At 73.1% G+C, this 23451-nt stretch carries 22 protein-coding genes; 13 read left to right on the top strand and 9 right to left on the bottom strand.

Going from position 1 to position 23451, the window contains the following annotated elements:
• The first annotated feature begins 13 nt into the window (after positions 1 to 13).
• Positions 14 to 1255, top strand: coding sequence for an ROK family transcriptional regulator (locus KC207_RS16040; RefSeq protein ID WP_211604335.1), 1242 nt, complete (start codon positions 14 to 16; stop codon positions 1253 to 1255).
• Positions 1256 to 1343: 88 nt separating this feature from the next.
• Here KC207_RS16040 and KC207_RS16035 read toward each other — a convergent pair whose 3' ends face one another.
• The gene (locus tag KC207_RS16035; protein ID WP_211604334.1) at positions 1344 to 2324 is read right to left on the bottom strand and encodes a DUF368 domain-containing protein; all 981 of its coding nucleotides are present in this window, start codon (positions 2322 to 2324) and stop codon (positions 1344 to 1346) included.
• Between the two features lie 181 nt (positions 2325 to 2505).
• Between KC207_RS16035 and KC207_RS16030 the strand changes: the two genes are divergently transcribed.
• From KC207_RS16030 to KC207_RS15990, 10 genes are all read left to right on the top strand, one after another.
• Complete coding sequence (locus tag KC207_RS16030) at positions 2506 to 3375, top strand: NAD(P)-dependent oxidoreductase (protein WP_211604333.1); 870 nt, start codon at positions 2506 to 2508, stop codon at positions 3373 to 3375.
• Between the two features lie 77 nt (positions 3376 to 3452).
• Positions 3453 to 5462, top strand: coding sequence for an alpha-amylase family protein (locus tag KC207_RS16025; RefSeq protein ID WP_211604332.1), 2010 nt, complete (start codon positions 3453 to 3455; stop codon positions 5460 to 5462).
• A complete protein-coding gene (locus KC207_RS16020; protein ID WP_211604331.1) occupies positions 5452 to 6465 on the top strand; it encodes a D-2-hydroxyacid dehydrogenase in 1014 nt (337 codons plus the stop codon). Before KC207_RS16025 ends, KC207_RS16020 begins: the two co-directional genes overlap by 11 nt.
• A 46-nt stretch (positions 6466 to 6511) precedes the next feature.
• Positions 6512 to 8068, top strand: coding sequence for an ABC transporter substrate-binding protein (locus KC207_RS16015; RefSeq protein ID WP_211604330.1), 1557 nt, complete (start codon positions 6512 to 6514; stop codon positions 8066 to 8068).
• A 57-nt stretch (positions 8069 to 8125) separates the two neighbouring features.
• The gene (locus tag KC207_RS16010) at positions 8126 to 9058 is read left to right on the top strand and encodes an ABC transporter permease (RefSeq protein WP_211604329.1); all 933 of its coding nucleotides are present in this window, start codon (positions 8126 to 8128) and stop codon (positions 9056 to 9058) included.
• A 2-nt stretch (positions 9059 to 9060) separates the two neighbouring features.
• Positions 9061 to 10011, top strand: coding sequence for an ABC transporter permease (locus KC207_RS16005; RefSeq protein ID WP_211604328.1), 951 nt, complete (start codon positions 9061 to 9063; stop codon positions 10009 to 10011).
• Positions 10008 to 10865, top strand: coding sequence for an ABC transporter ATP-binding protein (locus KC207_RS16995; RefSeq protein WP_249138809.1), 858 nt, complete (start codon positions 10008 to 10010; stop codon positions 10863 to 10865). Before KC207_RS16005 ends, KC207_RS16995 begins: the two co-directional genes overlap by 4 nt.
• On the top strand, positions 10855 to 11637 hold the full coding sequence (locus KC207_RS16990) for an ATP-binding cassette domain-containing protein (protein ID WP_249138808.1): 783 nt from the start codon (positions 10855 to 10857) through the stop codon (positions 11635 to 11637). The genes KC207_RS16995 and KC207_RS16990 overlap by 11 nt, the downstream gene beginning before the upstream one ends.
• A 7-nt stretch (positions 11638 to 11644) precedes the next feature.
• Positions 11645 to 12382 (top strand): ThuA domain-containing protein, encoded by a 738-nt coding sequence (locus tag KC207_RS15995; RefSeq protein ID WP_211604327.1) that lies wholly within the window; start codon positions 11645 to 11647, stop codon positions 12380 to 12382.
• Positions 12379 to 13512, top strand: a complete 1134-nt coding sequence (locus KC207_RS15990) for a Gfo/Idh/MocA family protein (protein WP_211604326.1) — start codon at positions 12379 to 12381, stop codon at positions 13510 to 13512. Before KC207_RS15995 ends, KC207_RS15990 begins: the two co-directional genes overlap by 4 nt.
• A 4-nt stretch (positions 13513 to 13516) precedes the next feature.
• On the opposite strand, the gene KC207_RS15985 is transcribed toward KC207_RS15990, so the two are convergent.
• Positions 13517 to 14512, bottom strand: a complete 996-nt coding sequence (locus KC207_RS15985) for a LacI family DNA-binding transcriptional regulator (RefSeq protein ID WP_211604325.1) — start codon at positions 14510 to 14512, stop codon at positions 13517 to 13519.
• Between the two features lie 112 nt (positions 14513 to 14624).
• Positions 14625 to 15746, bottom strand: coding sequence for a glycerate kinase (locus KC207_RS15980; RefSeq protein ID WP_249138807.1), 1122 nt, complete (start codon positions 15744 to 15746; stop codon positions 14625 to 14627).
• A 117-nt stretch (positions 15747 to 15863) separates the two neighbouring features.
• Here KC207_RS15980 and KC207_RS15975 point away from each other — a divergent pair, with 117 nt between their 5' ends.
• Together KC207_RS15975 and KC207_RS15970 are read left to right on the top strand one after the other, a co-directional pair.
• Complete coding sequence (locus KC207_RS15975) at positions 15864 to 16511, top strand: HNH endonuclease family protein (RefSeq protein WP_211604324.1); 648 nt, start codon at positions 15864 to 15866, stop codon at positions 16509 to 16511.
• Between the two features lie 101 nt (positions 16512 to 16612).
• On the top strand, positions 16613 to 17221 hold the full coding sequence (locus KC207_RS15970) for a flavodoxin family protein (protein ID WP_211604323.1): 609 nt from the start codon (positions 16613 to 16615) through the stop codon (positions 17219 to 17221).
• A 12-nt stretch (positions 17222 to 17233) separates the two neighbouring features.
• Here KC207_RS15970 and cuyB read toward each other — a convergent pair whose 3' ends face one another.
• The 6 genes from cuyB to KC207_RS15940 all read right to left on the bottom strand — a co-directional run bounded on the left by cuyB (position 17234) and on the right by KC207_RS15940 (position 23355).
• A complete protein-coding gene (gene cuyB, locus KC207_RS15965) occupies positions 17234 to 17959 on the bottom strand; it encodes a cysteate racemase (RefSeq protein ID WP_249138806.1) in 726 nt (241 codons plus the stop codon).
• On the bottom strand, positions 17956 to 19194 hold the full coding sequence (locus KC207_RS15960) for a carboxylate--amine ligase (RefSeq protein WP_211604322.1): 1239 nt from the start codon (positions 19192 to 19194) through the stop codon (positions 17956 to 17958). The genes cuyB and KC207_RS15960 overlap by 4 nt, the downstream gene beginning before the upstream one ends.
• An 86-nt stretch (positions 19195 to 19280) precedes the next feature.
• Complete coding sequence (locus KC207_RS15955; protein WP_211604321.1) at positions 19281 to 19979, bottom strand: class F sortase; 699 nt, start codon at positions 19977 to 19979, stop codon at positions 19281 to 19283.
• A 20-nt stretch (positions 19980 to 19999) separates the two neighbouring features.
• A complete protein-coding gene (locus tag KC207_RS15950; RefSeq protein ID WP_211604320.1) occupies positions 20000 to 20956 on the bottom strand; it encodes a DUF4397 domain-containing protein in 957 nt (318 codons plus the stop codon).
• A 19-nt stretch (positions 20957 to 20975) separates the two neighbouring features.
• Positions 20976 to 22730: a hypothetical protein gene (locus KC207_RS15945; RefSeq protein ID WP_211604319.1), complete on the bottom strand. Its 1755-nt coding sequence runs from the start codon at positions 22728 to 22730 to the stop codon at positions 20976 to 20978.
• Between the two features lie 181 nt (positions 22731 to 22911).
• Entirely contained in the window at positions 22912 to 23355 is a 444-nt protein-coding gene (locus KC207_RS15940; RefSeq protein WP_282958986.1) for a class F sortase, read from the bottom strand.
• Positions 23356 to 23451 lie beyond the last annotated feature (96 nt).

Below are 23451 nucleotides of genomic sequence, written 5' to 3'. Positions count from 1 at the left end.
CGGAGGCCCGTCGATGGCGAGTGCGCCTGCGTCGGTACTGACCGACGGACCCTCCCCGCTCCGGCCGGTCGTCTCACCCCGGCTGAGCCGCGCGGGTGAGGTGCTCGAGCTCGTCCGGACCGGTCGCGCGAGCACCATCACCGAGCTCGCGACCGCGATGAACGTCGCCCGCTCGACCGTCACCGAACGCGTCGAGGCCCTCACCGACCGCGGCCTGCTCAGCAGCCGCGGCGAGATCGTCTCCGGCCGCGGCCGTCCGGCCACCGTCCTCGCCTTCAACCCGGCGGCCGGTGTCGTGCTCTCGGCGCAGATCGGGATGAGCGGGCTCCGGGTGGGCGCCTACGACCTCGCCGGAGCACCGCTCGCCGCCGAGGAGTCGACCGACATCCCCGTCACGGCCGGTCCGGACCGCGTGCTGGCAGCCCTCGTCACGGCGCTCGACGCCCAGCTCGTCGCGGCCGGACGCGCTCGCGCGGACGTCCTCGGGCTCGGGATCGGCGTCCCGGGGCGGATCGAGCTCGAGACCGCACGCGAGGGCGGCTCCGCGGCGGCCCGACCCTGGATCGACTTCCCCGTCGCGGAACGGCTCGGCGAGATCTACGACGTCCCGGTCTCCGTCGGCCGCGGCATGGGGCTCCTCGCCATGGCGGAGCAGCGGGCCTTCCACCCCGACGCAAGCGTCCTCCTCGGGCTCAAGGTCGGCACCGTCGTGGAGTGCGGGGTGGTCATCGACGGGAAGATCGTCGACGGCGGGTCGGGCCTCGCGGGGGAGATCGGGCACACCCCCGTGCCCGGGGCCGACGCCGTGTGCGTGTGCGGCAACACCGGCTGCCTCAACGCCGTCGCCGGGGGCGGCGCCATCGCGGAGCGCCTCCGGCTCCTCGGCCACGAGGTCGACTCCGCCCGCGGCGTCGCACAGCTGGCGCAGCAGGGTGTCGTGGAGGCGGGTCGACAGGTCCGCGAGGCGGGCCGGCACATCGGGGCGGTGCTCGCCGGCACGGTGAACCTGCTGAACCCGGACGTCATCGTCGTGTGGGGCTACCTCGCCGACAGCGGCGACCAGCTCTTCGCGGGGCTCCAGGAGAGCCTCTACCGGATGGGTGTGCCCGCCGCGACCCGCCACGTGACGATCGAGTACACCCGGCTCGGCGCCGACGCCGGCGTCCGGGGCGCCGCGGTGAGCACGACCGAGGACGTCCTCTCGGCGGCGCACATCGACCTGCTCCTGACCCGCTGGCAGGCCGAGCACCCCTGACGCCGGGTCGGCACGGCCACGCTGTCGGCGGCCCGACCGGCCCGGTGCTCGACGGGTCGTGGGGTACTGCTCACGCCCCGTCGAGCACTCAGTGCGTGTCGGACCGCTCGGCGGCGCGGCGCTCGCTGCGGATCTCGACGGCCACGAGGACACCGACGACGGCGACCCCGAGCAGGGCGAGCAGGACCGGGCCGAGCACCGGGGCGTAGGGCGCGACGAGCGAGCCCGGGCCGTCGACCTCCTCGTCGCCGCCGCTCTGCCACGGCCACAGCGCCCGGAGCGAGCCGATCATGAGGCCCGTCATGACGAGCAGGGTCGTGCGCCGGTGCCGCACGAGCAACCAGCGCAGCAGCTGGACGAAGCTCGCGAGCCCGGCGACGGCGCCGAGCGCGAACACGGCGATGTAGCCCAGGTCCCGCTCGTCGACGGCGGCGAGCGTCACGGTGTAGAGCCCCACGGCGAGGAGGAAGAAGGAGCCGGAGACCCCCGGCACGACGAGCGCGCACACGGCGATCGCGGCCACGAGGAAGACCACCGGCGGGGCGGCGTCGAGGCTGCCGCCCCCGGCCGCGAGGCCGATGAGCAGCCATGCGAGGGCCACCGCGGCCGCGACGACGACGAGGTCGACGGCGAGAGGGCGGGTGCCGGGCGGCAGCATCCGGACCGGGACGGCGATGCTCGCGGCGACGAGCCCGAGGAACAGGCCTCGGGCGAGCTCGGGATGTCCCCCGACGAAGGAGGTCATGACCCCGGCCATCGTGACGACGGCGAGCCCCATCCCGACGAGCACCGGGACGATGAGCCACCAGTCGGTGCGGCGCAGCTCCTCGCGCGCCGAGCGCAGCCGGTCCGGCCCGGTGACGAGCATCCGGGCGGCGCCGACGACGTGCGAGGCGGAGGCGATGAGCTGCTCGTAGACCCCGGTGACGAGGGCGACGGTCCCGCCCGAGACCCCGGGGACGAGCTCGGCCATCCCGATGAGGAACCCCCGGAGGACGTCGAGCGGGGCGACCTTCCGCGACCGGGTCGGGACGTCCGTGCGGGCGGGCGAGGCGGCGGGGTCCGTCATGGCGCCGAGCCTAGCCCGATGGCCACGGTCGACACGGCGACCGCAGGAGCGGCCGGCCCGGCACCGGCCGCCGGAGTCCGTGAAGGAAATCGAACGATCTATACAGATCCCTTGCAGATGCAGGGCCAAGAAGGTACTGTCCTCGAATCAGTTAAACGATATACCTCAACGAGGAGGGTGCATGAGCTCCGTGGGATTCATCGGGCTCGGCGTTATGGGCCTACCCATGGCGGCGAACGTCGTCGAGGCCGGCCATCCGGTCCGGGCCTACGTCCGTCGCCCCGAGCGGGCCGCCGAGGCGCGGTCCCGTGGGATCGAGGTCGTCGACACCGTGCGCGACGCGGTCTCCGGGGCGGACGTCGTCGTCACGGTGCTCACCGACGGCCCGGCGGTTCTCGAGGTGGCCCTCGGGCAGGACGGCATCCTCGCGGCGGCCGACCCGGGCGCCGTGTACGTGGACATGAGCACGATCGCCCCCTCCGAGTGGCTCAGGGTGCACGCCGCATTCGTCGCGGAGGGCCGGGAGGTCGTGGACGCCCCGGTCAGCGGCGGCGAGTCCGGCGCAGAGGCGGGAACCCTCTCCGTCATGGCCGGCGGTCACGACCGGACGATCGAGGCCGTCTCCGACGTCCTCGGCGCGATGGGCACCGTCGTGCGCATGGGGGACGCCGGGTCGGGCCAGGTCACCAAGGCCGCCAACCAGATGATCGTGGCCGGCACGATCCAGCTCGTGTCCGAGGCCCTGGTCTTCCTCGAGCACCACGGGGTCGACCGCGCGACGGCCGTCGAGGTGCTGTCGCGGGGTCTCGCGGGCAGCACCGTCCTGGAGCGGAAGTCGACGGCGATGCTCGCCGACGACGTCACGCCGGGCTTCCGCCTCGCGTTGCACCGCAAGGACCTCGCCATCGCCGAGGACGCCGCGTCCTCCCTCTCGCTCCCGCTGTCCTCCGCCGTGACCCAGGTGGTTCGCGCGGCCGTGGCACAGGGCGGCGGCGACGACGACCACGGCACGCTCTACCGCCACGCGCGGCGCACGAACGGCCTCGGATGATGTCGGCCGCCCCGACCGCGACCGCGGCCGTGACCGACCTCCCCCGCCCGGGGCCGTGGTGGAGCCATCCCTTCCGTGTGTTCCAGACGAACCTGCGCGAGACCGACGCCACGATGGACGTCGACGCGACCCTCGACGCCATCGAGCGCCACGGCGCGGACACCTGGCTCGTGAACGCCGGTGGCATCTTGTCCTTCTACCCGACGGACCTCCCTCACCAGACCCGCAACCCGCACCTCGAAGGACGCCCCTCCGGCGACCTCCTCGGCGACGCGGTGACGGCAGCCCACGAGCGCGGCATCCGGGTCGTGGCCCGCATGGACTTCTCCAAGATCGGCCCCGAGGTCGCCGCACGGCACCCGGAGTGGCTGTACGTCGACCCGCAAGGGGAGCACCAGGTCTTCGAGGGGCTCGCGAGCACCTGCCCCAGCGCGGGCTACTACCAGGAGGCGGCGTTCGAGGCCCTGACGGAGGTCGCGACCCGGTACCCCGTCGACGGGTTCTTCTTCAACTGGTTCGGCTTCAACGAGGTCGACTACGCAGGCCGCTACCGGGGCGTCTCGCAGAACGACGCGTCCCGACGCGCGTTCTCCGCCTACGCCCCCGGCACCGAGATGCCGACAGACTGGACCTCGCCGACCTACGGCACGTGGCTCGCGTACGCGTCCGCGACCATCGAGGACCTGACCCGGCGCTTCCGCGAGCACATCTCCTCCCTGCGCCCCGAGGCGTGTTTCATCCGTGGTGACGGCGCGGACGTCTACTTCCACGAGGCCAACAACGAGCTCGGTCGTACTCTCTGGCCGTCCGCGACGTCCGAGAACGTCAGTGCCGCGCGCACGGCCCACCCCGAGCGCCCCGTCTTCTCGAACTCCGTGGCGTTCTACGACATGCCCTACCGCCTCGCCGCGGAGCAGCCGGCGCACTACCGCCAGTACATCGCCCAGACACTCGCGCGCGGGGGCACCCCGTCCGTCTACATCATGGGCGAGCCCGGCGCGATCGACTACCCCAACGTCGACGCCGTGTCACCGCTCTTCCACCTCCACCGGCAGCACACGGAGGACTACGACGGTCTCGTCCCCGCCGCGGACGTCCTCCTCGTCCGCCCCGACGTGCCCCAGCGGGGACAGGAGGGTCCGGACCCCCTCGAGTACCGCGGGATCCACCTGGCCCTCCAGCAGAGCCACATCCCGTTCGACGTCCTCCGCGCCCGGGACCTGGGCGCGGCCGACGCGAACGACCTGCTCGAGCGGTACGACGTCGTCGTGCTCCCGGACCTCGGCCCACTGGAGGATCGGACGGTCACCGTCCTAGACCGGTGGGTCAGCACCGGCGGGGCCGTCGTCACGACCGGCCGGAGCGCGGTGCGTTCCGACGGCTCCCCGCAGCTGGCGTCGTACCCCGCCCGCCTCCTCGGACCACCCCTCGCCGCTCCCGAGACGTTCGCGACGTACGCCGTCCGACCGGCACCGGCCGGCAGCGCGCCACGCGCCCCCGTCGTCCCTCTCGTCGGGACGTGGTCCCCGATGGACGTCCACGCCGACGCGACGACCGTGATGTCCCTCGTCCCGCCGGCGCCCTTCGGGCCCCCGGAGAAGGCGCACGGCAACCTCGTCGGGTCCTCCGCCGCCGTCGCTCGCAGCCGTCCCGAGGGCGGAGGGTCGGTGACGGTCCTGCCGTGGACGGCCGGTCGCGGCTTCCTCGAGACGGGGCTCTCCGTCATCGGTGACGCCGTGGCCCTGGCGGTCGACGCCGGGCGCCGAGGTCGGGTGCCCCTCGGGTTCAGCCTGCCCCGGCACGTCGAGGTGACCGTCCAACGTGGCCGCACGGGGACGCTCGTGCATCTCGTCAACCTCGGGGGCATCCTGGGCAACAACTTCGTCGACACCGTCCCGGTGACGGGTGGCGCGATCCGCGTCGGCCGTCCGGTGCGCGCCCACGACCTGCGCACCGACCGCCTCCTCCCGATGGAGCGCGACGCCGACGGCGGCCTCGAGATCCGCGTCCCGGACATCGACACCCTGTCCGTCATCCGTATCGAGGGGCTCGACGCCCCGCCCGAGGAGGAGTCCCATGCCGACTGAGCGTCCGATCACCACCGTCCTCGCGACGGTCCCCTTCGAGGAGCACGAGGTGGACCAGCTGCGGGAGGCCTTCGCGCCCGCCGAGCTCGTCCGGGTGGACTCCTCGGACGACGCCCGGATCGAGGAGGTGCTCCGGACCGCGGACGTCGCCGTCCTCGAGGGCGACCTGGACCAGCGTCACCTCGACGCCCCGAACCTCGCATGGGTCCACTGCGACCACTCGGGGCTCAACAAGTCCGCGCGACCCGAGGTCTTCGAGAAGGGACTCCTCGTCTCCGGCTCGGCCGGTCGCTCCGCCCCGGCGCTGGCGCAGCACGGCTTCTTCTTCGCCCTCAGCCTCACCTACCAGGCGAAGGAGCTGCAGCGGGACCAGGCGAACCGCACGTGGCGGGGCATCCCGGACTACTTCCACCGGCCCGCGCTGTGGGGCCAGACCCTCGGGGTCGTCGGCTTCGGACGCACGGGCCAGGAGATGGCGCGCCTCGGCCGCGCCTTCGGCATGCACGTCGTCGTGCTCCGGAGGAAGCAGGACGGTGGCGTGCCGGACTTCGTCGACGAGATGCTCACGACCGACTCGGGCGACAGCGTCATGGACCTGGCCGACCGGTGCGACGTCATCATGCTCGCCACGCAGCTGACCGACGCCACGCACCACCTCTTCTCGACCGAGCAGTTCGAGCGGATGCGCCCCTCGGCCGTCCTCGTCAACATCTCCCGCGGCCCGGTCGTCGACGAACGCGCCCTCGAGGAGGCTCTCCGGACGGGCCGGATCGCCGGGGCGGCGTCCGACGTCTTCGCCACGGAACCGCTCCCTGCCGACTCCGGTCTGTGGGACGCGCCGAACTTCTACCTCACCCCGCACATGACGCCTCGCATGCCGGACAAGACGCAACGCTCCATCGACATCATCGTCGAGAACGTCCGTCGCTTCCGATCCGGCGAGACCCTGCTCAACCAGCTGACCGAAGCCGACGTCTACCACGGCGCCACCCACCCTCGCTGAGACCCATCGAGCCCCCTCTTCCGACGACGTGAGAATGGAGCACCCCATGACCGCCCTACGCCCCCACCCCCCACGACGGCGCCTGCTCGTCGCCACCGCCTGCCTGACCGCCCTGCTCGCCGGATGCGCCGGCGGGGATCCCACGGGCTCCGGCGGGACCGACGACGGCCTGACGATCGTCCTCGCGACCGAACCGGTGTCGCTCGACCCCTGCGACACCCAGGACGCGGCCAACGCGCAGATCCTCCGCGCCAACGTCCTCGAGTCCTTGACCCGCATCGACGCCGAGAGCGGCGAGGTCGTGCCGCTCCTCGCGGAGTCGTGGGAGGGGTCCGAGGACAACACGACGTGGACCTTCCGCCTCAAGGAGGGCGTGGCCTTCCACGACGGGGAGACCTTCGACGCCGAGGCGGCTGCCGCGGCGGTCAACCGCGTCGTGAACTCCGACATCGGCTGCGGCAACGGCACGACCGACCAGTTCCCGTACGGCGTCACGACGGAGGTGGTCGACGACTCGACCCTGCGGCTCGTGTCCGAGCAGCCGGACGGGATCTTCCCGCTGCGGATGACCTACATCGACCTCGCGTCGCCGGCCACCCCCACGGACGCCAAGACCGAGAGCCCGGTCGGGACCGGGCCCTTCACCCTCGGCGAGGTCGTCCCCAGCGAGTCGATCACCCTCACCCCCTTCGAGGACTACTGGGGAGACGCGCCCCAGGCGTCCGAGGTCACCTACCTCTACCGCACGGAGCCGACCGTCCGCGCGAGCATGGTCACGACCGGTGAGGCCGACATCGCCGTCCCCGTCTCGGCGGCCGACGCCACCGACGACGACCGCACCCGTGAGTACTCGGACAACCGGGTGTTCTTCCTGCGGACACAGACGAACAAGGCGCCGTTCGACGACCCGCGCGTCCGGGAGGCGGTCCACCACGCGATAGACCGCGAGACCATCGTGGGCACCCTCATGGAGCGGGCCGGCCGCCCCTACGACCAGATCGTCGCGCCCACCGTCAACGCCTACCTCGACGGGTTCGAGGGCCCCGCGTACGACCCGCAGCTCGCGCAGCAGCTGCTGACCGAGGCCGCGGCGGACGGCACCGCCGTCGACACCCCCGTCGAGCTCGTCACCCGCCCCGACCTCTTCCCCGGCTCGGACGAGGTCATGCAGTCCATCGCGCAGAACCTCACGGACGCGGGATTCACGATCCAGTTCCGCAGCCTCGACACCGACGCTTGGCTGCAGCTCCTGCGCAAGCCCTTCCCCCCGGAGCAGACGCCGAACATCCTCGCCATCTCCCACGACAACATCTCGGGTGACGCGAGCTTCACCTTCCCGAAGTACGTCGCGTCGTCGGGGACGAACTCCACGCTGCAGAGCGACGCCATCGACGAGCACATCGCCGAGGCGGAGACGCTGTCCGGGGAGGAGCGCGCCGCCGAGTACCAGGAGGCCGCGCGGGTCCTGTACGAGGAGGAGTTCGCGATCGTGCCCGTCGCCCTGCAGACCAAGCTGCTGCAGCTAGGCCCGGGCGTCGAGTACGAGCCCAACGGGCTGACCGGGGTCGAGCTCCGGATCGGCGACATCACCTTCACCGACTGACGACGCACGGGTGCGGGCCGCCCCCGTGCGGCCCGCACCCGAGGAAAGGACGCGACGATGTGGACGTTCCTCCGTCGACGCCTGCTGACCAGCGGCATCAGCCTGGTCGGCGTGGTGGTCGTCGTCTTCTTCCTGGCCCGCATCACCGGGAGCCCAGCCAGCCTCTACCTCCCCGAGAGCGCCACCCAGGAACAGATCGACCAGTTCAACCGGCTCAACGGCCTCGACGATCCCGTCCTCGTCCAGTTCTGGAACTTCCTCGTCGGGGCCGTCCGGCTCGACTTCGGTGACTCCATCTGGCAGCGCCGGCCCGCGCTCGAGGTCGCACTGTCGGCGATGCCACCGACCCTCTCCCTCGCCGGTATCGCCCTCGCACTGTCGATCGTCATCGCGCTCGTCGCCGGGTCCGTCGCGGCACTGTTCCGGTTCCGTGGCCCGGACCGGGTGATCTCCGTGACGACACTGACGATCTCGAGCATCCCGGACTTCTGGTTCGCCCTCGTCGGGATCCTCGTCCTGGCCGTCAACCTGCGCGTCCTCCCGACCTCGGGATACGCCACGCCCGAGGCCTGGATCCTCCCCACGGCCACGCTCATGCTGGCCCCCGTCGGAGTGCTCACCCAGGTCGTGCGCGGCGCCATGATCGACGCGCTCGGGGCCGGGTTCGTGCAGAACGCGCGGGCCCGGGGGTACGGACGGGTCCGGCTCGTCGCACGACACGCCCTGCGCAACGCCGCCCTGCCCATCGTCTCGGTCGCGGGTGACCGGGCAGCGGGGATGGTCAACGGGTCGATCATCGTCGGCAGCGTGTTCGCCTTCCCCGGCATCGGCACCGTGATCCTGGGCGCCGTGCTCAACCGGGACTTCTCCGTCATCCAGGCCAGCGTGTTCGTCGTCGGGGTCGGGGTCATCCTCGTCAACATCGTCGTCGACGCCGTCTACGCGCTCATCGACCCCCGGGTGCGCCTCGGCGCCGGAAGGAGCTCGTGACCATGTCGTCCGTTCCCGCGGCCTCGGAGCTCGAGGTCGTCCCGGCCGCCGACCCCCGGCCCACCGGTGGGCGCCTCACCGTCCACCGTCTGCTGCGGTCCCCCTCCGCCCTCCTGTCGGCGTCGTGGCTGGCCTTCCTCGTGGTCGTGGCCGTCGCTCTCCCCCCGTTCGTCGAGACGGCCGCCAACCGGCAGGACCTGTCGCTGCGCCTGCTCCCACCCTTCTCCCTCGACGAGGGCTTCGCCTTCGTCCTCGGAGCCGACAGCCTCGGCCGCCCCGAGCTGCTCCAGCTCGTCATGGGCACCCGGTCCTCGCTGCTCGTGGCCGTCACCGCGGTCGCGGCCGCGGCGGTCGTCGGGATGGCCCTCGGCCTCGTGAGCGGATACTTCGGCGGATGGGTCGACGAGATCCTCATGCGCATCGCGGACGTCATGCACACGATTCCGTCCCTGCTCCTCGCGCTCGCCGTCCTGTACGTCCTGCAGCCGTCCGTCGGGAACCTCGTGATCGTCCTCGCCGTGACCCGCGTCCCGGTGTACCTGCGGACGGCGAGGGCGGAGGCGCTGGCACTGCGCGAGCGCGTCTTCGTCGAGTCGTCCAGGGCCGTCGGGGCGCGCGACTGGCGGATCATCCGGACCGACCTGGCTCCGCTCGTCGTCCCGACCATCCGTACCGTCGCCATGCTCGAGCTCGCGAGCGTGCTCCTCGCCGCGGCCGGCCTGAGCTTCCTCGGCATCGGACTCCAGCGTCCCGACGTCGACTGGGGGATGATGGTGGCCGACGGGCGTGCGTACCTCGCCTCGGCCTGGTGGGTGACGGTGCTCCCCGGCGTCGCCATCGTCCTCACCGCGCTCGCCGCCAACCTCCTCTCGAACTGGCTGCGTGCCGCGGAGGACCCGGCGCAGGCCGCCCGGTTCGTCCGCCGGCCCCGCGGCGGACGGAGGGCGGCATGACCACGCTGCTCGAGGTCGAGGACCTCCGCGTCGAGTTCCTCACCGACGCGGGACCCGCCCGTCCCGCCGTCAACGGTGTCGACCTCCGGCTCGGTGCCGGTGAGACCCTGGCCCTCCTCGGCGAGAGCGGATCCGGCAAGTCCGTCACGAGCCGCGCCCTCATGGGCCTCGTCGACTTCCCCGGCGTCGTCCGGGGGAGCATCCGCTTCGACGGCACCGAGCTCGTCGACGCACCGGACCGGACCCTGCGTCGCGTCCGGGGCACGGGCATCGGGATGGTGTTCCAGGACTCCCTCGACAGCCTCAACCCCGTCTACACGGTCGGTGCGCAGCTCACGGAGGCCCTGCAGGTCCGGATGGGGATGACCCGCGCGGACGCCAGGTCCCGGTCCGTGGAGCTGCTCGAGGCCGTCGGGATCGTGGATGCGGAGCAACGGGTCGACGCGTATCCCCACCAGTTCTCCGGAGGCATGCGGCAGCGGGTCTGCATCGCCATGGCGGTCGCCCTCCGGCCGCGGCTGCTCATCGCCGACGAGCCGACGACCGCCCTGGACGTGACGGTCCAGGCCGGGATCCTGCGTCTCCTGCGCGGCCTCACCGAGGACACGGGCATGGCGATGGTCTTCGTCACCCACGACCTCGCCGTCGCCAAGCAGGTGGCCGAGCGCGTCATGGTGATGTTCGACGGTCGCGCCGTCGAGGAGGGGTCGATCGGGAACGTCTTCGCGGCGCCGTCGCACCCGTACACGCGCCGCCTGCTGTCCGCGCACCCCGGGAGGGCGCGGCACTGGCGGGACCTGACCAAGGGCGAGGCCCGGGACGACGACGGCGAGGAGACCCATCGTGCAGGCTGACCAGCCGGGACCCGTCCTCGAGGTGCGTGGGCTGCGGACCGTCTTCGACGGACGCGGCGGCCGGGAGACCGTCGCCGTCGACGACGCGAGCTTCGACGTCGCGCCGGGACAGTGCCTCGCCGTCGTCGGGGAGTCCGGGAGCGGGAAGTCCACGCTCGCCCGCTCCGTGCTCCGGCTCGTCGAGCCGACCGCGGGACGGGTTCGCTACCGGGGCACCGACCTCACGGCCCTCGACCGGCGTGCCCTGCGTCCCTACCGCCGCCATCTCCAGATGATCTTCCAGGACCCGTACGCCTCGCTCCACCCCCGGCAGAGCGTCCTGCGCCTCGTCTCCGAGCCGTGGCGCATCCACCGGGACCTCATGCCCGAGGACCCGTGCGCACGGGTCGCGGAGCTGCTGGAGCAGGTCGGGATGCCGCCGGCCGTCATCGACATGCACCCGACCCAGCTCTCGGGCGGACAGCGCCAACGGGTCGCGATCGCACGAGCGCTCGGTCTCGAACCGGACGTCCTCGTGCTCGACGAGCCCGTCTCCGCCCTCGACGTGTCGATCCAGGCCCAGGTCATCGCCCTGCTCATGGAGCTCCAGCAGTCCCTCGGGCTGACCTACCTGTTCATCTCGCACGACCTGGCCCTCGTTCGGCTCGTCGCGAGCGAGGTCATCGTCATGCACCACGGGGTGTTCGTCGAGACCGGCACGACCGAGCGGGTCTTCGAGGACCCGCGCGACGAGTACACCCGCAGCCTCCTGGCCGCATCCCCCCACCTCTGAGGACACCGTGAAACCGATCGACATCATCGTCTGGGGCGAGAACCACCACGAGAAGGTGGACGAGTACGTTCGTGAGATCTACCCCGAGGGCATGCACGAGGCCATCGCCGCCGGCCTCCGGTCGGTGCTCGGCGAGAGCGCCCGCATCACGACCGCCACCCTCGACGACCCCGAGCACGGGTTGTCCGAGGAGCGGCTGGCATCGGCGGACGTCGTGACCTGGTGGGGCCACAAACGACACGGCGACGTCGACGACGAGGTCGTCGACCGTCTCCATCGGCACGTCCTCGACGGACTCGGCCTCGTGGTGCTCCACTCGGGGCACTACTCGAAGATCTTCCGCCGCCTCATGGGGACCTCGTGCACGCTCAACTGGCGGGCGACGGGCGACGAGGAGCTCGTCTGGACCGTCGAGCCCGACCACCCCGTCGCGCAGGGCGTCCCGCACCCGATCCGGATCCCGGCCCAGGAGATGTACGGCGAACGGTTCGACATCCCCGCCCCGGACGAGCTCGTCTTCCTCAGCAGCTTTTCCGGCGGGGAGGTGTTCCGCAGCGGCTGCACCTTCCGCAGGGGTCGCGGCACGGTCTTCTACTTCTCGCCGGGTGACCAGCACTTCCCCGTCTACCGGCACCCGGACGTGCTCCGGGTCGTCGCCAACGCCTCGGGGTACGTGGCGGGTCGCCGGCACGGCGAGGAGCTGCGGAACCGGCGGATCGACACCCGAGAGGACTGGAATCTGTGACGGGCATCGTCGTCGTCGGCGCCGGCAACATGGGGCGCAAGTGGCTCCGCACGGTCCGGGACCACCCGGACGCGCGGCTCCTCGGCCTCGTCGACGTGGACGTGGAGCGCGCCCGGGCGGTCACCCGGGACGAGGAGGTGCCCGATGTCACGACTGGCGCCGACCTGCGACAGGTGCTGCGGGAGGTCGGCGCCGACGCCGTCCTCGACGCGACGGTCCCGGCGGCCCACCGAGGGGTGGCGACGGCCGCCATGACCGCCGGCCTCGACGTCCTGGGCGAGAAGCCGGCCGCCGCCGACCTCGCGGAGGCCGTCGCGCTGGCCGCGCTGGCCGAGGTGACAGGGCGGACCTTCGTCGTGAGCCAGTCCCGACGCTTCAACCCCCAGCTCACCGCCCTGCGGAGGCGCGTCGGTGAGATCGGTCGCGTGGGACAGGCCACCTCCTCGTTCCACCGCGGTCCTCGCTTCGGGGGGTTCCGCGAGGAGATGCCCTCCCCCCTGACGGTCGACATGGCGATCCACCTCTTCGACATGGCGCGGTGGTTCGTCGGGTCCGACCCGGTGGCGGTCACCGCCGTCGAGTTCAACCCGCGGTGGAGCTGGTTCGAGGGGGCCGCCTCGTGCACCGCGGTCTTCGAGTTCGGCAACGGCGCTCGCTTCACGTTCGAGGGGTCGTGGGTGGCCACCGGGGCCGACACGTCGTGGAACGGCGCCTGGCGGATCGCCGGGGACGCGGGGACGATCACGTGGTCGGGCGACGACCCGGCGGTGCTCCACACCTCCGCTCCCCGGGGAGCGACGACCGTGCTCGACCCGACAGAGGGCGAGGCCGGAGGACTGCCGGCCTCGCTGTCGGCCTTCCTCGCGGCCCGGTCCGGACGAACTCGTGTGGAGAACGAGATCCACGACAACCTGCACGGACTCGCGATGGTCGACGGTGTCCTGCGCTCGTCCCGCGCCGGTGCCCGGGTCGCCTTCGCCGACCTCTACGCCAAGGCGCTGTCCGTCGCCCGCGAGCGCGTGCACGAGTGGTCGATGGGTGAGGACGTCGCGGACCGCCTCGCGAGCTGGCCGTCGGTCGAGGAGGCCCAGGAGGGCACCCGCCCCGGGACGCCGCGGACCTCCGGCTGAGAGATCAGCCTCGCGGGGCGGTCGACCCTCGGACGACGAGGTGCGGCGGGACGAGCTCGACGGGCGCGACGTCCTTCTCGCCCAGCTGCTGCAGCAGGATCGCCGCGGCCGCGCGTCCTCGTTGGACAACGTTGCGCTGCACCGTCGTCAGCTGGGGCTCGGTCCACTCCGAGAAGACCGACCCCTCGTACCCGACGATCGACAGGTCCTCCGGCACGCGCAGTCCTGCTTCCCGGGCGACCCGCATGCCGGCGATGGCCATGACGTCGTTGCCGTAGACGACGGCGGTCGGTCGGTCCTCGGCCGCGAGGACCGACCGTGTCAGGGCAGCGCTCTCCGCCGCGGAGTAGCTCGCCGCGGAGAGGACCGGGCGGGGGTCCGCCCCGGCCTCGCGCAGCGTGCGCTCGAAGGCGGTCCGACGGATCGTCGCCTGGACCCGCTCGGCCGGGCCGCCCACGTAGGCGATCCGGTGGTGGCCGAGGGACAACAGGTGCTGCGCCACCTCGTCGATGCCGCCGTCGCCTTCCGACGGGAGATGTGGGATCGGGTCGTCACCCCATGGCACCCCGACGAGCACAGCAGGAAGCCCGAGCTCGCGCATGAGCCCGTACCGCTGGTCCCCGATCGTGCTGTCGGTGAGGACGACACCGTCGACACGCCGCGAGTCGGAGAGCTTGCGGTAGACCGTGGCCTCCTCGCCCCCCTCCCGGGTGAAGAGGTGAAGCAGCAACCCGTAGTCGTGCTCGGCGAGGACGGACTCGAGACCGGTGATGAGGTCGGCGCTCGTGGCCGACAGCGACGACGACGACGACTGACGGTTGAGGACCAGACCGACGGTCTGTGATCGCGCTCGGCGCAGGGCGACCGCGGAGGCGCTCGGGGTCCAGTGCAGCTTCCGCGCAGCTTCACGGATCCGTGCCTCCGTCGCCGCCGAGATCGACCCCGTGCCGTTGAACGTCTTCGAGACGGCAGCGGGCGACACCCCGGCGAGGGCCGCCACGTCCGAGATCGTCGGACGACCGGATCTCGTTCCGCGACGCGTCGTCATTCCCCACCCCTTCCAGGTCGGACTGCCGTACCGTACCGGTCCCCGATCGGGTCGGCTCCCATCGTCACGTAACGCCGGCGGCCAGTCGCCCGCCGGCGTCACGGACCCACCGTCCGGGGGCCGACATGGCTCCCGTCGCTCCGGCCAGGTCGACGAGCGAGACCGCAGCCCGGAACCCCGTCGGGGTGTCCTCCACGCTCCCGGCCACCAGCATCCGCTCGACTGCCCGGGCGTCGCACAGACCGGACACGGTCCCGACGACCTTGCCCTGCGCGGAGGTGGCGTCGAACCGGCCCTCCCCCGTCACGACGACGTCGGCCTCATCGACGAACCCGGGGAGCCCGACGACGGAGGCGACCGCCTCGGCCCCGGGGACGAGCCGCGCACCCCAGGCGGCGAGGGTGAAACCGAGGCCACCCGCGGCACCCGATCCCGGGGCGTGTTCGTCACCGCCGAGCCGGTCCCGCACGAGCCCGGCGAGACGGCCGACCCGCTCGTCCGCCCGGTGCAGGTCCGCCTGCCGGATGCCCTTCTGCGGTCCGTAGGTCCGGACCGCACCCGATCGGCCGAGCAGCGGGTTACGGACGTCGCTCAGGACGACGGCGCCGCCGGCCGGCAGTGAGCGCAGCCCGGAGAGGTCGAGACCGGCGATCCCCTCGAGCCCGGCGTTGCCCGGCGCCACGGGTCGGCCGAGACGGTCGTGGAGCCGCCCGCCGAGGGCGGTGAGCAGACCCGCGCCCCCGTCGGAGGAGGCGCTGCCCCCGAGGGCCAGCACGAGACGGTCGACCCCCGCGTCGAGAGCGGCGACGACGGCCTCGCCGAACCCTCGCGAGGATGCCCGGAGGCCGTCGAGCGGGTCCGCCATCGTGATGCCGCTCGTCGACGCGACCTCGACGAGCCCGACTCGCGCCCCGTCCTCCTCCATCTCGAGCCAGGCCGCCGTGGTCGGCTCGCCGAGGGGACCGTGGACGAGGACCGGGTGGTGCACCGTCCCACGACCGGACCGGGCGACGGCCGCGAGCGTGCCCTCTCCCCCGTCCGCCATGGGGCACGTCACGACCCGGTCCTGCGGGCGGACGTCGGACCACCCGGCGCCGAGAGCCGCGGCGACCTCGGGGGCGTCGAGGGTGCCCTTGAAGGAGTCCGGTGCCATGACGACCGTCATCGCACGGGCTCCAACGCTCATGGTTAAACGATACACCAGTCACGAGCGGTCACGCGCGGCCCCCCGCGGCCGGAAGGACACGGAGTCCGGACGCGGTGTTGACCCGCCCCTGACCGACCCTTCGGCATCGTCGGGGCCATGACGCTCCCCGCCCCGCGCCACCGCACCCGGCTCCGTCTCGTCGCCGCCGCCCTCCTCGCCCTCGTCGCCACGCCCGCGACGGTCGGCGTCGCACAGGCCCTGCCGCCGGCGCCCCCGGGGGTCGCCGAGTCCCGGACGATGCTCGACGGCCTGCACGTCGGGTACGAGGACCCGGACGGCTACGACCGGGACGCGTTCACGCACTGGATCACCGTCGACGGCTGCACGACGCGGGAGACGGTCGTCGAGCGGGACGGCCGCGACGTCGTTCTCGACTCCTCGTGCCGGGCGACGAGCGGCACCTGGGACAGCGTCTACGACGACACGAGCTTCACCGACGCCTCCGACCTCGACATCGACCACGTCGTGCCGCTCGCCGAGGCGTGGCGCTCGGGCGCGAACCTGTGGGACGACGACGAGCGAAGGGCCTTCGCGAACGACCTCGCGATCCCCCAGCTCGTCGCCGTCTCGGCGTCGAGCAACCGCTCGAAGGGCGACCGCGACCCGGGTGACTGGCAGCCCCCGAGCACCGGGTGGCACTGCGAGTACGCCCTTTCCTGGATCCAGGTCAAGCACCAGTACGACCTCGAGGTCGACGCCACCGAGAGGAGCGCGCTCGTCGGGATGCTCGACGCCTCCTGCTGACGACGGACACACCTCCGGTCGACCTCGGACGGTGTGAGCCCACCACCTCGCGGGTAGCGCACCGGGTACCTCGCACGCCCGTCGACCCCCGGGAGGCCCCCGTGCCCGACCTCAGCGCCCTCGTCCTCAACTGCTCGCTCACGCCCTCGCCCGGCCCGTCCAGCACCGAGGTGCTCTCGGGTCAGCTCCTCGAGGCACTCTCCTCCCACGGGGTCACCGGGTCGACCATCCGGGTCGTCGACCACGACGTCCGGCCGGGGGTGGAGACCGACATGGGGGACGGCGACGCGTGGCCCGCGATCCGCGAGCGGATCCTCGGCGCCGACATCCTCGTCCTCGCGACCCCGACCTGGCTCGGGCAGCACTCGAGCGTCGCCCAACGGGTCTTCGAGCGGCTGGACGCCGAGCTCGCCGAGACCGACGACGAGGGCCGGATGCTCACGCACGGCAAGGTCGCGCTCGCCGTCGTCGTCGGCAACGAGGACGGCGCCCACCACATCTGCGCGATGACCTTCCAGTGCCTCAACGACGTCGGCTTCACCGTTCCGGCGAACGGGTGCACGTTCTGGAACGGCGAGGCGATGACCGGCACGGACTACAAGGACCTCGACACGACGCCCGACGCCGTCGCCTCCGCGACGTCGATGGCAGCGGCGAACGCCGTCCACCTCGCGCGCCACCTCTCGGCGAAGAACTACCCGGCGCCCTGACGGTCGGGTCCCTCAGGACCTACGCAGCGGCCGGCCGGAGCGCAGCACCGTGGCGCGGGCCGCCGAGTCGATGGAGTCGACGACCGTCGGGTCGTCGACCCCCTGCTCGCCGTGCAGGACCGACAGCTCGGTGCAGCCGAGCGCGACCCCCTGGGCGCCCTTGTCCTTCAGGTGCGCGACGAGGGCGTCGAACCGCTCGCGGGGGACCGGCCGCCCGGCCTTGACCCCGTCGTAGATGACCGACATGACCTCGCGCTGGACGTCGTCGTCCGGCAGCACGAGCTCCACCCCGGCCCGCTCCGCCGACCGCGCGTACGTCCCGGCGGAGATCGTCCCGTCGGTCGCGAGCAGCCCGAGCCGGCGCAGCCCCGGGACCAGCCGGATCGCCTCGGCGACGGTCTCGTCGACGGTGTCGAGCACCTCGATGTCGACGGCGGCGCGCATCTGCTCGACCCACACGACGGCCGTGTTGCACGGGATGGCGACGAAGGTCGCCCCGGCCCGCTCCAGGTCGACGACGTGGGCGACGAGCGCGTCCTCGGGCGACTCCCCCTCGCCGCGCAGGAACGCCGTGCGGTCCGGGACCGAGCCGCGCTGCCACACGAGCAGCTCGACGTGGTCCTGGTCGCGCTCGGCGTCGGTCATCTCGACGACCCGGCGCAGGTAGTGGACGGTCGCGGCCGGCCCGAGCCCGCCGAGGACCCCGCCCGGCTCGCCGTGCACCGGCACCTCGCTCATCGGGCGACGAAGTGCGCGCGGAACTTGCGCACCTGGTTGACGTGGTAGGCGAGGTTGTAGGCGCGCCGCGTGAGGGTGAGGTCGGGGCCGTAGACGTTCGGGTCGCTCGCCCGGCCGGACTTCATGAGCCCCAGAGCCTTGTCCCGCAGGACCGGATCGAGGACGTAGTGCTTCACGACGTACCTCGGGACGAAGGCGAAGAGGTGCTCGCCGCGGGCGATCGTCAACCCCTCCATCGGCTCGTCGCGCACCCAGTCGCGGACGTACCACTCGGCGACGTTGTGGCCGGCGGCCGTGACGTAGAAGTTCGAGCGGCCGAGCCGGACGTTGATCTCGAAGAACTTGTACGTGCCGTCACGGCGGTCGTACTTGAGGTCGAAGTTGCTGAAGCCGACGTAGCCGATGTGCTCGAGGAACCGGCGCGCCTGCTCGATCACCTCGTCGAGCTCGGTGTGGACGATGACGCACGGGTTGCCGATCGCGAGCGGGTGGTGCTCCTCGAGGAGGACGTGCCCGACGGAGCCGAAGCGGACCTTCCCGTCGCGACCCGAGTAGCACGTGAGGACCCGCATGTTCGTGTCGTCGCCGGGGACGAACTCCTGGAGCAGGAAGTTGCCGTCGTAGCTGCTCGCCCGGACCCGTCGCAGGGTGTCGGCGAGCTCGTCCGGGGTGTCGCAGACGAAGACCTTCTTCTTCCCCTCGAACGAGGCGTAATGGTACAGCGCGCTGTCGGCGGGCTTGGCGACGACGGGGAAGCCGAACGGCAGGTCGTCCTCCTCGCCGGCGTCGCCCGCCATGTCGACGACGACCGTCGCCGGGTAGGGCACCCCGACCTCGTCGAGGATCCCGTAGAAGACGTCCTTGCGGACGATCCGGTCGAGCATCCCGAGGTCGACGTACGGGATGACGAACCAGGCGCCCAGCCGGTCCTTGTGCTCGATGATCATCCGGACGTACCAGTCCCCCGCGGCGACGAGCAGCAGCGGTGGACGCCCCTCGCCCCCGTGCTCGCGGCCCACCCGCTCGAGCTCGTCGACGAACACTGCCGCGTCCTCCAGGCCGGGGACGTACTCGTGGTCGCAGACCCGGGAGAGGGCGATCGGTCCGCCGTCGGTCATGTTGACGACGAGCGGGCGGACGCCGTAGGCCTCGTGGAACGTGCGCACGAGCGTGTAGGCGGTGATGTCACCCCCGAGGATGACCGGACGGAAGTCCTGGGCGGGGGCTGCGGGCACGCGGTTCCTCCGGGCTCGGGCGGGCGGGTGGCTCGGCCGTCCAGGATCCCACACGGCCGGCACCGGACCGAACCCGCGACCCGGCCTCAGGAGGCGAACACGACGGTGTTGTCGACGTAGTGACCCGACACCGGGTCGACCTCACCACTGCACGTGATCAACCGCAGCACCGGACCCGGCACCGGCCCGTACACCCGGTCGGTCGGGAACTCGTCCTTGGCGAACGACTCCTTCCCCCGCACCGTGAACGACACCACGTCACCATCGGCCTGCACCACCCGCACCTCGTCCCCCGCCACCAGCTCCGAGAGCCGGAAGAACACCGCCGGCCCCTCGTGCGAGTCCACGTGCCCCGCGATCACCGCCGGACCCCGCTGCCCCGGCGCCGGAGCAGCCGTCAACCACCCCGCCCTCGCGAAGTCCGACGGCACCTGCATCGTCCCGTCCCCCGCGATCCCCAGGTCCACCAACGACGACCGCACCCCGATCGCCGGGATCACCACCTCCACCGGACGATCCCCCGCCGCCACCTCCGCACCCGAGGCCGGCACCGGGATCGACGCATCGTTCGACGTCGCATCGTGCGCCTCCCCCGCAGCCGGATCCCGCGACCCCTCGCCCTCGGAGGGCCCGTCCGCGGACACCTCGGGGGACGGCGACGCACTCGCCGACGGCACGGACGACGACGACACCTCGGGCGTCGGCATCGCCACCGGCTCGCCACGACCGGCGGCTGCCGCAGCCGCGATACCCAGACCCAGCACGACGGCGACCCCGGCGGCCACCTGGGCCAGGTCGGTGCGGGTCATCGACGGGTGGGCACCGCCGACGGCTCCCGCCGACGCAGGACGAGCAGGGCGACACCCCCGGCGAGGGCGAGGCCGAGCCCGGCGGGGACACCGGCGGGCACGTCCCGGCCCGCGGCCCAGCCGCCACCGGTCTGGACACCGTCCCGCGGCGGGGTGCCCATGCCGACGGCGTCGACGAGCGGCTCCAGGCGCACCGAGCCGCCGTCACCGTCGAGCAGCAGGACCGTGTAGACGGCGCCGCTCGCGAGGTCGACGTCGGCGGTCGTGAGGTCGGCGCCGCCCTCGTCCGCGGCCTGCGAGACCTGGAGGGTCCACGGCCCGTCGGGGACGGTGGCGTAGCCGGTGGGCGTCGCGAACCGCGCGTCGGTCGCGACGGTCGGGCCGTCCTGGGCGACGACGTCGACGCTCGCCGCCGCCGAGGCCGCGGGGAGCAGGCGCACCTTCGCGCTGCCCTGGTCCGGCGGGGCGAGGTCGTCGCCGAGCGAGGCGATTTGCGGGTCGTCCTTCGTCCCGAGCCCGGCGAGCGTGTAGGCGTTGCCCGCCTCGGCCTCGAGGGTCCCGGTGAGGATGGGGTCGGACGTCGGGTCGGCGTCCGCCGGGCGCACCGTCACGGTGTAGACGCCCACCGGCACCTGCCGGTACTCACCCGCCGTGCCGTACGACGCGGCGGTCGCGAGCACTCGCTCACCGGCGACGACCGGGGCGTCCGGGACGTCACCGGGCGGCAGCTCGTTCTCCCCGTCCCCGGCGAAGGGTGCGAGGCCGATCGTCATCGCCCCGAGCTCGGGGACGAGGTGGACCGCGCGGACCCAGGCGGTCTCGACGGCCTCGGCGTGTAGGGCCGGGGCCGCGACCGCGGTCGCGGCCCCGGCGAGGGCGAGGAGCGGCACCGTGGCCAGGGCGGCGAGCCGGCGGATCGGGCTGCGACGGCGTGCTGCGGTCGTGGGGGTCATCGGGGGTCCTCTCGGAGGGTCACGTGGGCTCGGGGAAGGTGAGGGTGAGCAGGCGCAGGCCGCCCGGGATCGGCTCGTAGCTCGCCCGCGGGCGGAAGGGGTCGTTGAACGCCGTCGCGGACCGGGCCAGGTCCCCGGCCTCGGGCGAGCTCGCGAGCGCGAGACGGCCGTCGACCGTGCCGATCCGGACCGACCGGCGCCCGTCGGCGGACGGGTCCGCGAAGTCCTCGACCGTCAGCTCGTAGCGGGCCGCGAGGGTCGCGAGGACGACGAGCACGCGAGGGTCGACCTCGCCGGCCCGCAGCGTGCGACGCGCCTGGGTCGTCGTCGTGATCGCCGGGTTCTCGGCGAGCTGGCGTCCGGCCTCCGCCGCGGCCATGGGCTCCTGCCCGTCGGGGCTCGCGGTCATGAGCGGGCCGGGCGAGGGCTCCCCGCTCCCGGGCCCCGGGTCCGTCGAGGCCGTCGGGCGCGGCTCGGGCGTGGTCTGCGGCTCCGGCGTGGCCTGCGGGGTGGACGTCACCTCGGGCGTCGGGCTCGCCGGAGACGTCGAGGACGGCGACGGACCGGCGGCGGAGGGTTCCGTGCCGCGCGACGTCGCGGAGACGAGGGACGTGCCGTCGCCGGGGGCGGGGGCCCAGGTGGCGACGGCGAGACCGACGACGACCCCCGCGGCCCCGACGAGGAGCATCCCGCCGGACCGGTGCACGTCACGACCGGCGAGGCGCGTCGGCCGGTAGCGCCAGACCCCCGCGGCGACCCCGGCGACGAGGACGGCCACGAGCGGCAGGACCGAGGCGACGACCCGGGCCCGGTCCGGTCCGCCCGCGGCCGCGGCCACGGCCCCGAGCAGCACGACGACGGAGAGCGGGCGGACGCTGCGCAGCCCCGCTCCGAGGACGACCGCGACGGCGACGACGGCGAGCAGGAGGGGGGCGGACCCGACGAGGTCGCGCAGGCCCAGAGCCGTCACGGGAGCGGGGGGCAGCCGCAGACCGGCGCTCGTCCAGGAGACGTCGGCGCTGCGGGCGGTCAGGAGCACACCGGCCCCGAGGACGACGGTGAGGACCGCACAGAGGCGGGCGACGAGCGCGGACGCCCGCCCCTCGCCGTCGTGACGTCGGACGAGGAGGAGGACGAGCGCGGGGACCAGGAGCACGAGGGGCGGCGCGAGGAGCACCATGACCCCCGCGACGGCCGTCCCGAGCAGGGACTGCGTGGCGCCGCCGTCGGCGCGGAGCAGGAGCAGGAGCGCGAGCAGGGCCGGGACCGCCGCCGCGGGGGGCACGGCGAGCCCGTCGACGGCGAGCGGGGCCGCACCCGCGAGCAGGACTGCGACAGCAGCGGCCCAGCGCGGGGCGCCCGTCCGCCGGGCCACGAACCAGGCCAGGGTCCCCACGACGAGACCGACGATCGGACCGGTGGCGTCCGTTCCGGCCGCGAGCCGCAGGGCCAGGACGAGGACGACGGCCGGGGCGAGGACGACGAGGTCGTGACGTGCCCAGGACCCGAGTCGGTCACGGGAGGGCGCGGCCCGCACGGCGCGGACCGACCGGGCGAGGCGGGTCCGGGCGGGCACCCGGGGTCGCTGCTCGAGCAGGGCGTAGGTGCCGGCGAGCACCGTGCCGACGCCCGCGAGCCCGAGGACGAGGAGCACGGCGAACACCCACCCGCGGGCGGGGACGTGCAGGAAGCCGGGGTCGGCGGCGGTCGTGGACGCGTCGAGCAGCGGCGCGCTGCCCCGCAACGCGTCGACGGCAAGCCCGATCGGCCGCACGTGCCCACCCTTCGCCACGTCGCCGTCCCGGCCCGTGGCCGGAGGGGGGCGCCGTGCCCTGCTGCTCCAGGTCTCGGGGGTCCGCGGTGGATCCCCTGTCGAGGGACTCTAGACGCGGATCGACGCCGTGACGAGGGGGTCGGACGGATTTCCTGCGTCTTGGGCGTGGTGTCGCCGCAGGTCAGGAGGCGAAGACGACGGTGTTGTCGACGTAGTGGCCCGACACCGGGTCGACCTCACCACTGCACGTGATCAACCGCAGCACCGGACCCGGCACCGGCCCGTACACCCGGTCGGTCGGGAACTCGTCCTTGGCGAACGACTCCTTCCCCCGCACCGTGAACGACACCACGTCACCATCGGCCTGCACCACCCGCACCTCGTCCCCCGCCACCAGCTCCGAGAGCCGGAAGAACACCGCCGGCCCCTCGTGCGAGTCCACGTGCCCCGCGATCACCGCCGGACCCCGCTGCCCCGGCGCCGGAGCAGCCGTCAACCACCCCGCCCTCGCGAAGTCCGACGGCACCTGCATCGTCCCGTCCCCCGCGATCCCCAGGTCCACCAACGACGACCGCACCCCGATCGCCGGGATCACCACCTCCACCGGACGATCCCCCGCCGCCACCTCCGCACCCGAGGCCGGCACCGGGATCGACGCATCGTTCGACGTCGCATCGTGCGCCTCCCCCGCAGCCGGATCCCGCGACCCCTCGCCCTCGGA

The organism is Phycicoccus avicenniae (assembly GCF_018139485.1).
Classification (GTDB): domain Bacteria; phylum Actinomycetota; class Actinomycetes; order Actinomycetales; family Dermatophilaceae; genus Phycicoccus; species Phycicoccus avicenniae.
Note: the sequence above shows the minus strand (reverse complement) of the source record. Positions and strands in the feature narration are given on the sequence as shown.

What these genes read in the sequence shown, in the direction of transcription:
- KC207_RS16015 (WP_211604330.1), top strand. Translation starts at nt 6,512, where the DNA reads ATGACCGCCCTACGCCCCCACCCCCCACGACGGCGCCTGCTCGTCGCC.
- cuyB (WP_249138806.1), bottom strand. Translation starts at nt 17,959, where the DNA reads ATGAGCGAGGTGCCGGTGCACGGCGAGCCGGGCGGGGTCCTCGGCGGG.
- KC207_RS16995 (WP_249138809.1), top strand. Translation starts at nt 10,008, where the DNA reads ATGACCACGCTGCTCGAGGTCGAGGACCTCCGCGTCGAGTTCCTCACC.
- KC207_RS15950 (WP_211604320.1), bottom strand. Translation starts at nt 20,956, where the DNA reads ATGACCCCCACGACCGCAGCACGCCGTCGCAGCCCGATCCGCCGGCTC.
- KC207_RS16010 (WP_211604329.1), top strand. Translation starts at nt 8,126, where the DNA reads ATGTGGACGTTCCTCCGTCGACGCCTGCTGACCAGCGGCATCAGCCTG.
- KC207_RS16030 (WP_211604333.1), top strand. Translation starts at nt 2,506, where the DNA reads ATGAGCTCCGTGGGATTCATCGGGCTCGGCGTTATGGGCCTACCCATG.
- KC207_RS16035 (WP_211604334.1), bottom strand. Translation starts at nt 2,324, where the DNA reads ATGACGGACCCCGCCGCCTCGCCCGCCCGCACGGACGTCCCGACCCGG.
- KC207_RS16020 (WP_211604331.1), top strand. Translation starts at nt 5,452, where the DNA reads ATGCCGACTGAGCGTCCGATCACCACCGTCCTCGCGACGGTCCCCTTC.
- KC207_RS16040 (WP_211604335.1), top strand. Translation starts at nt 14, where the DNA reads ATGGCGAGTGCGCCTGCGTCGGTACTGACCGACGGACCCTCCCCGCTC.
- KC207_RS16005 (WP_211604328.1), top strand. Translation starts at nt 9,061, where the DNA reads ATGTCGTCCGTTCCCGCGGCCTCGGAGCTCGAGGTCGTCCCGGCCGCC.
- KC207_RS15975 (WP_211604324.1), top strand. Translation starts at nt 15,864, where the DNA reads ATGACGCTCCCCGCCCCGCGCCACCGCACCCGGCTCCGTCTCGTCGCC.
- KC207_RS15980 (WP_249138807.1), bottom strand. Translation starts at nt 15,746, where the DNA reads ATGAGCGTTGGAGCCCGTGCGATGACGGTCGTCATGGCACCGGACTCC.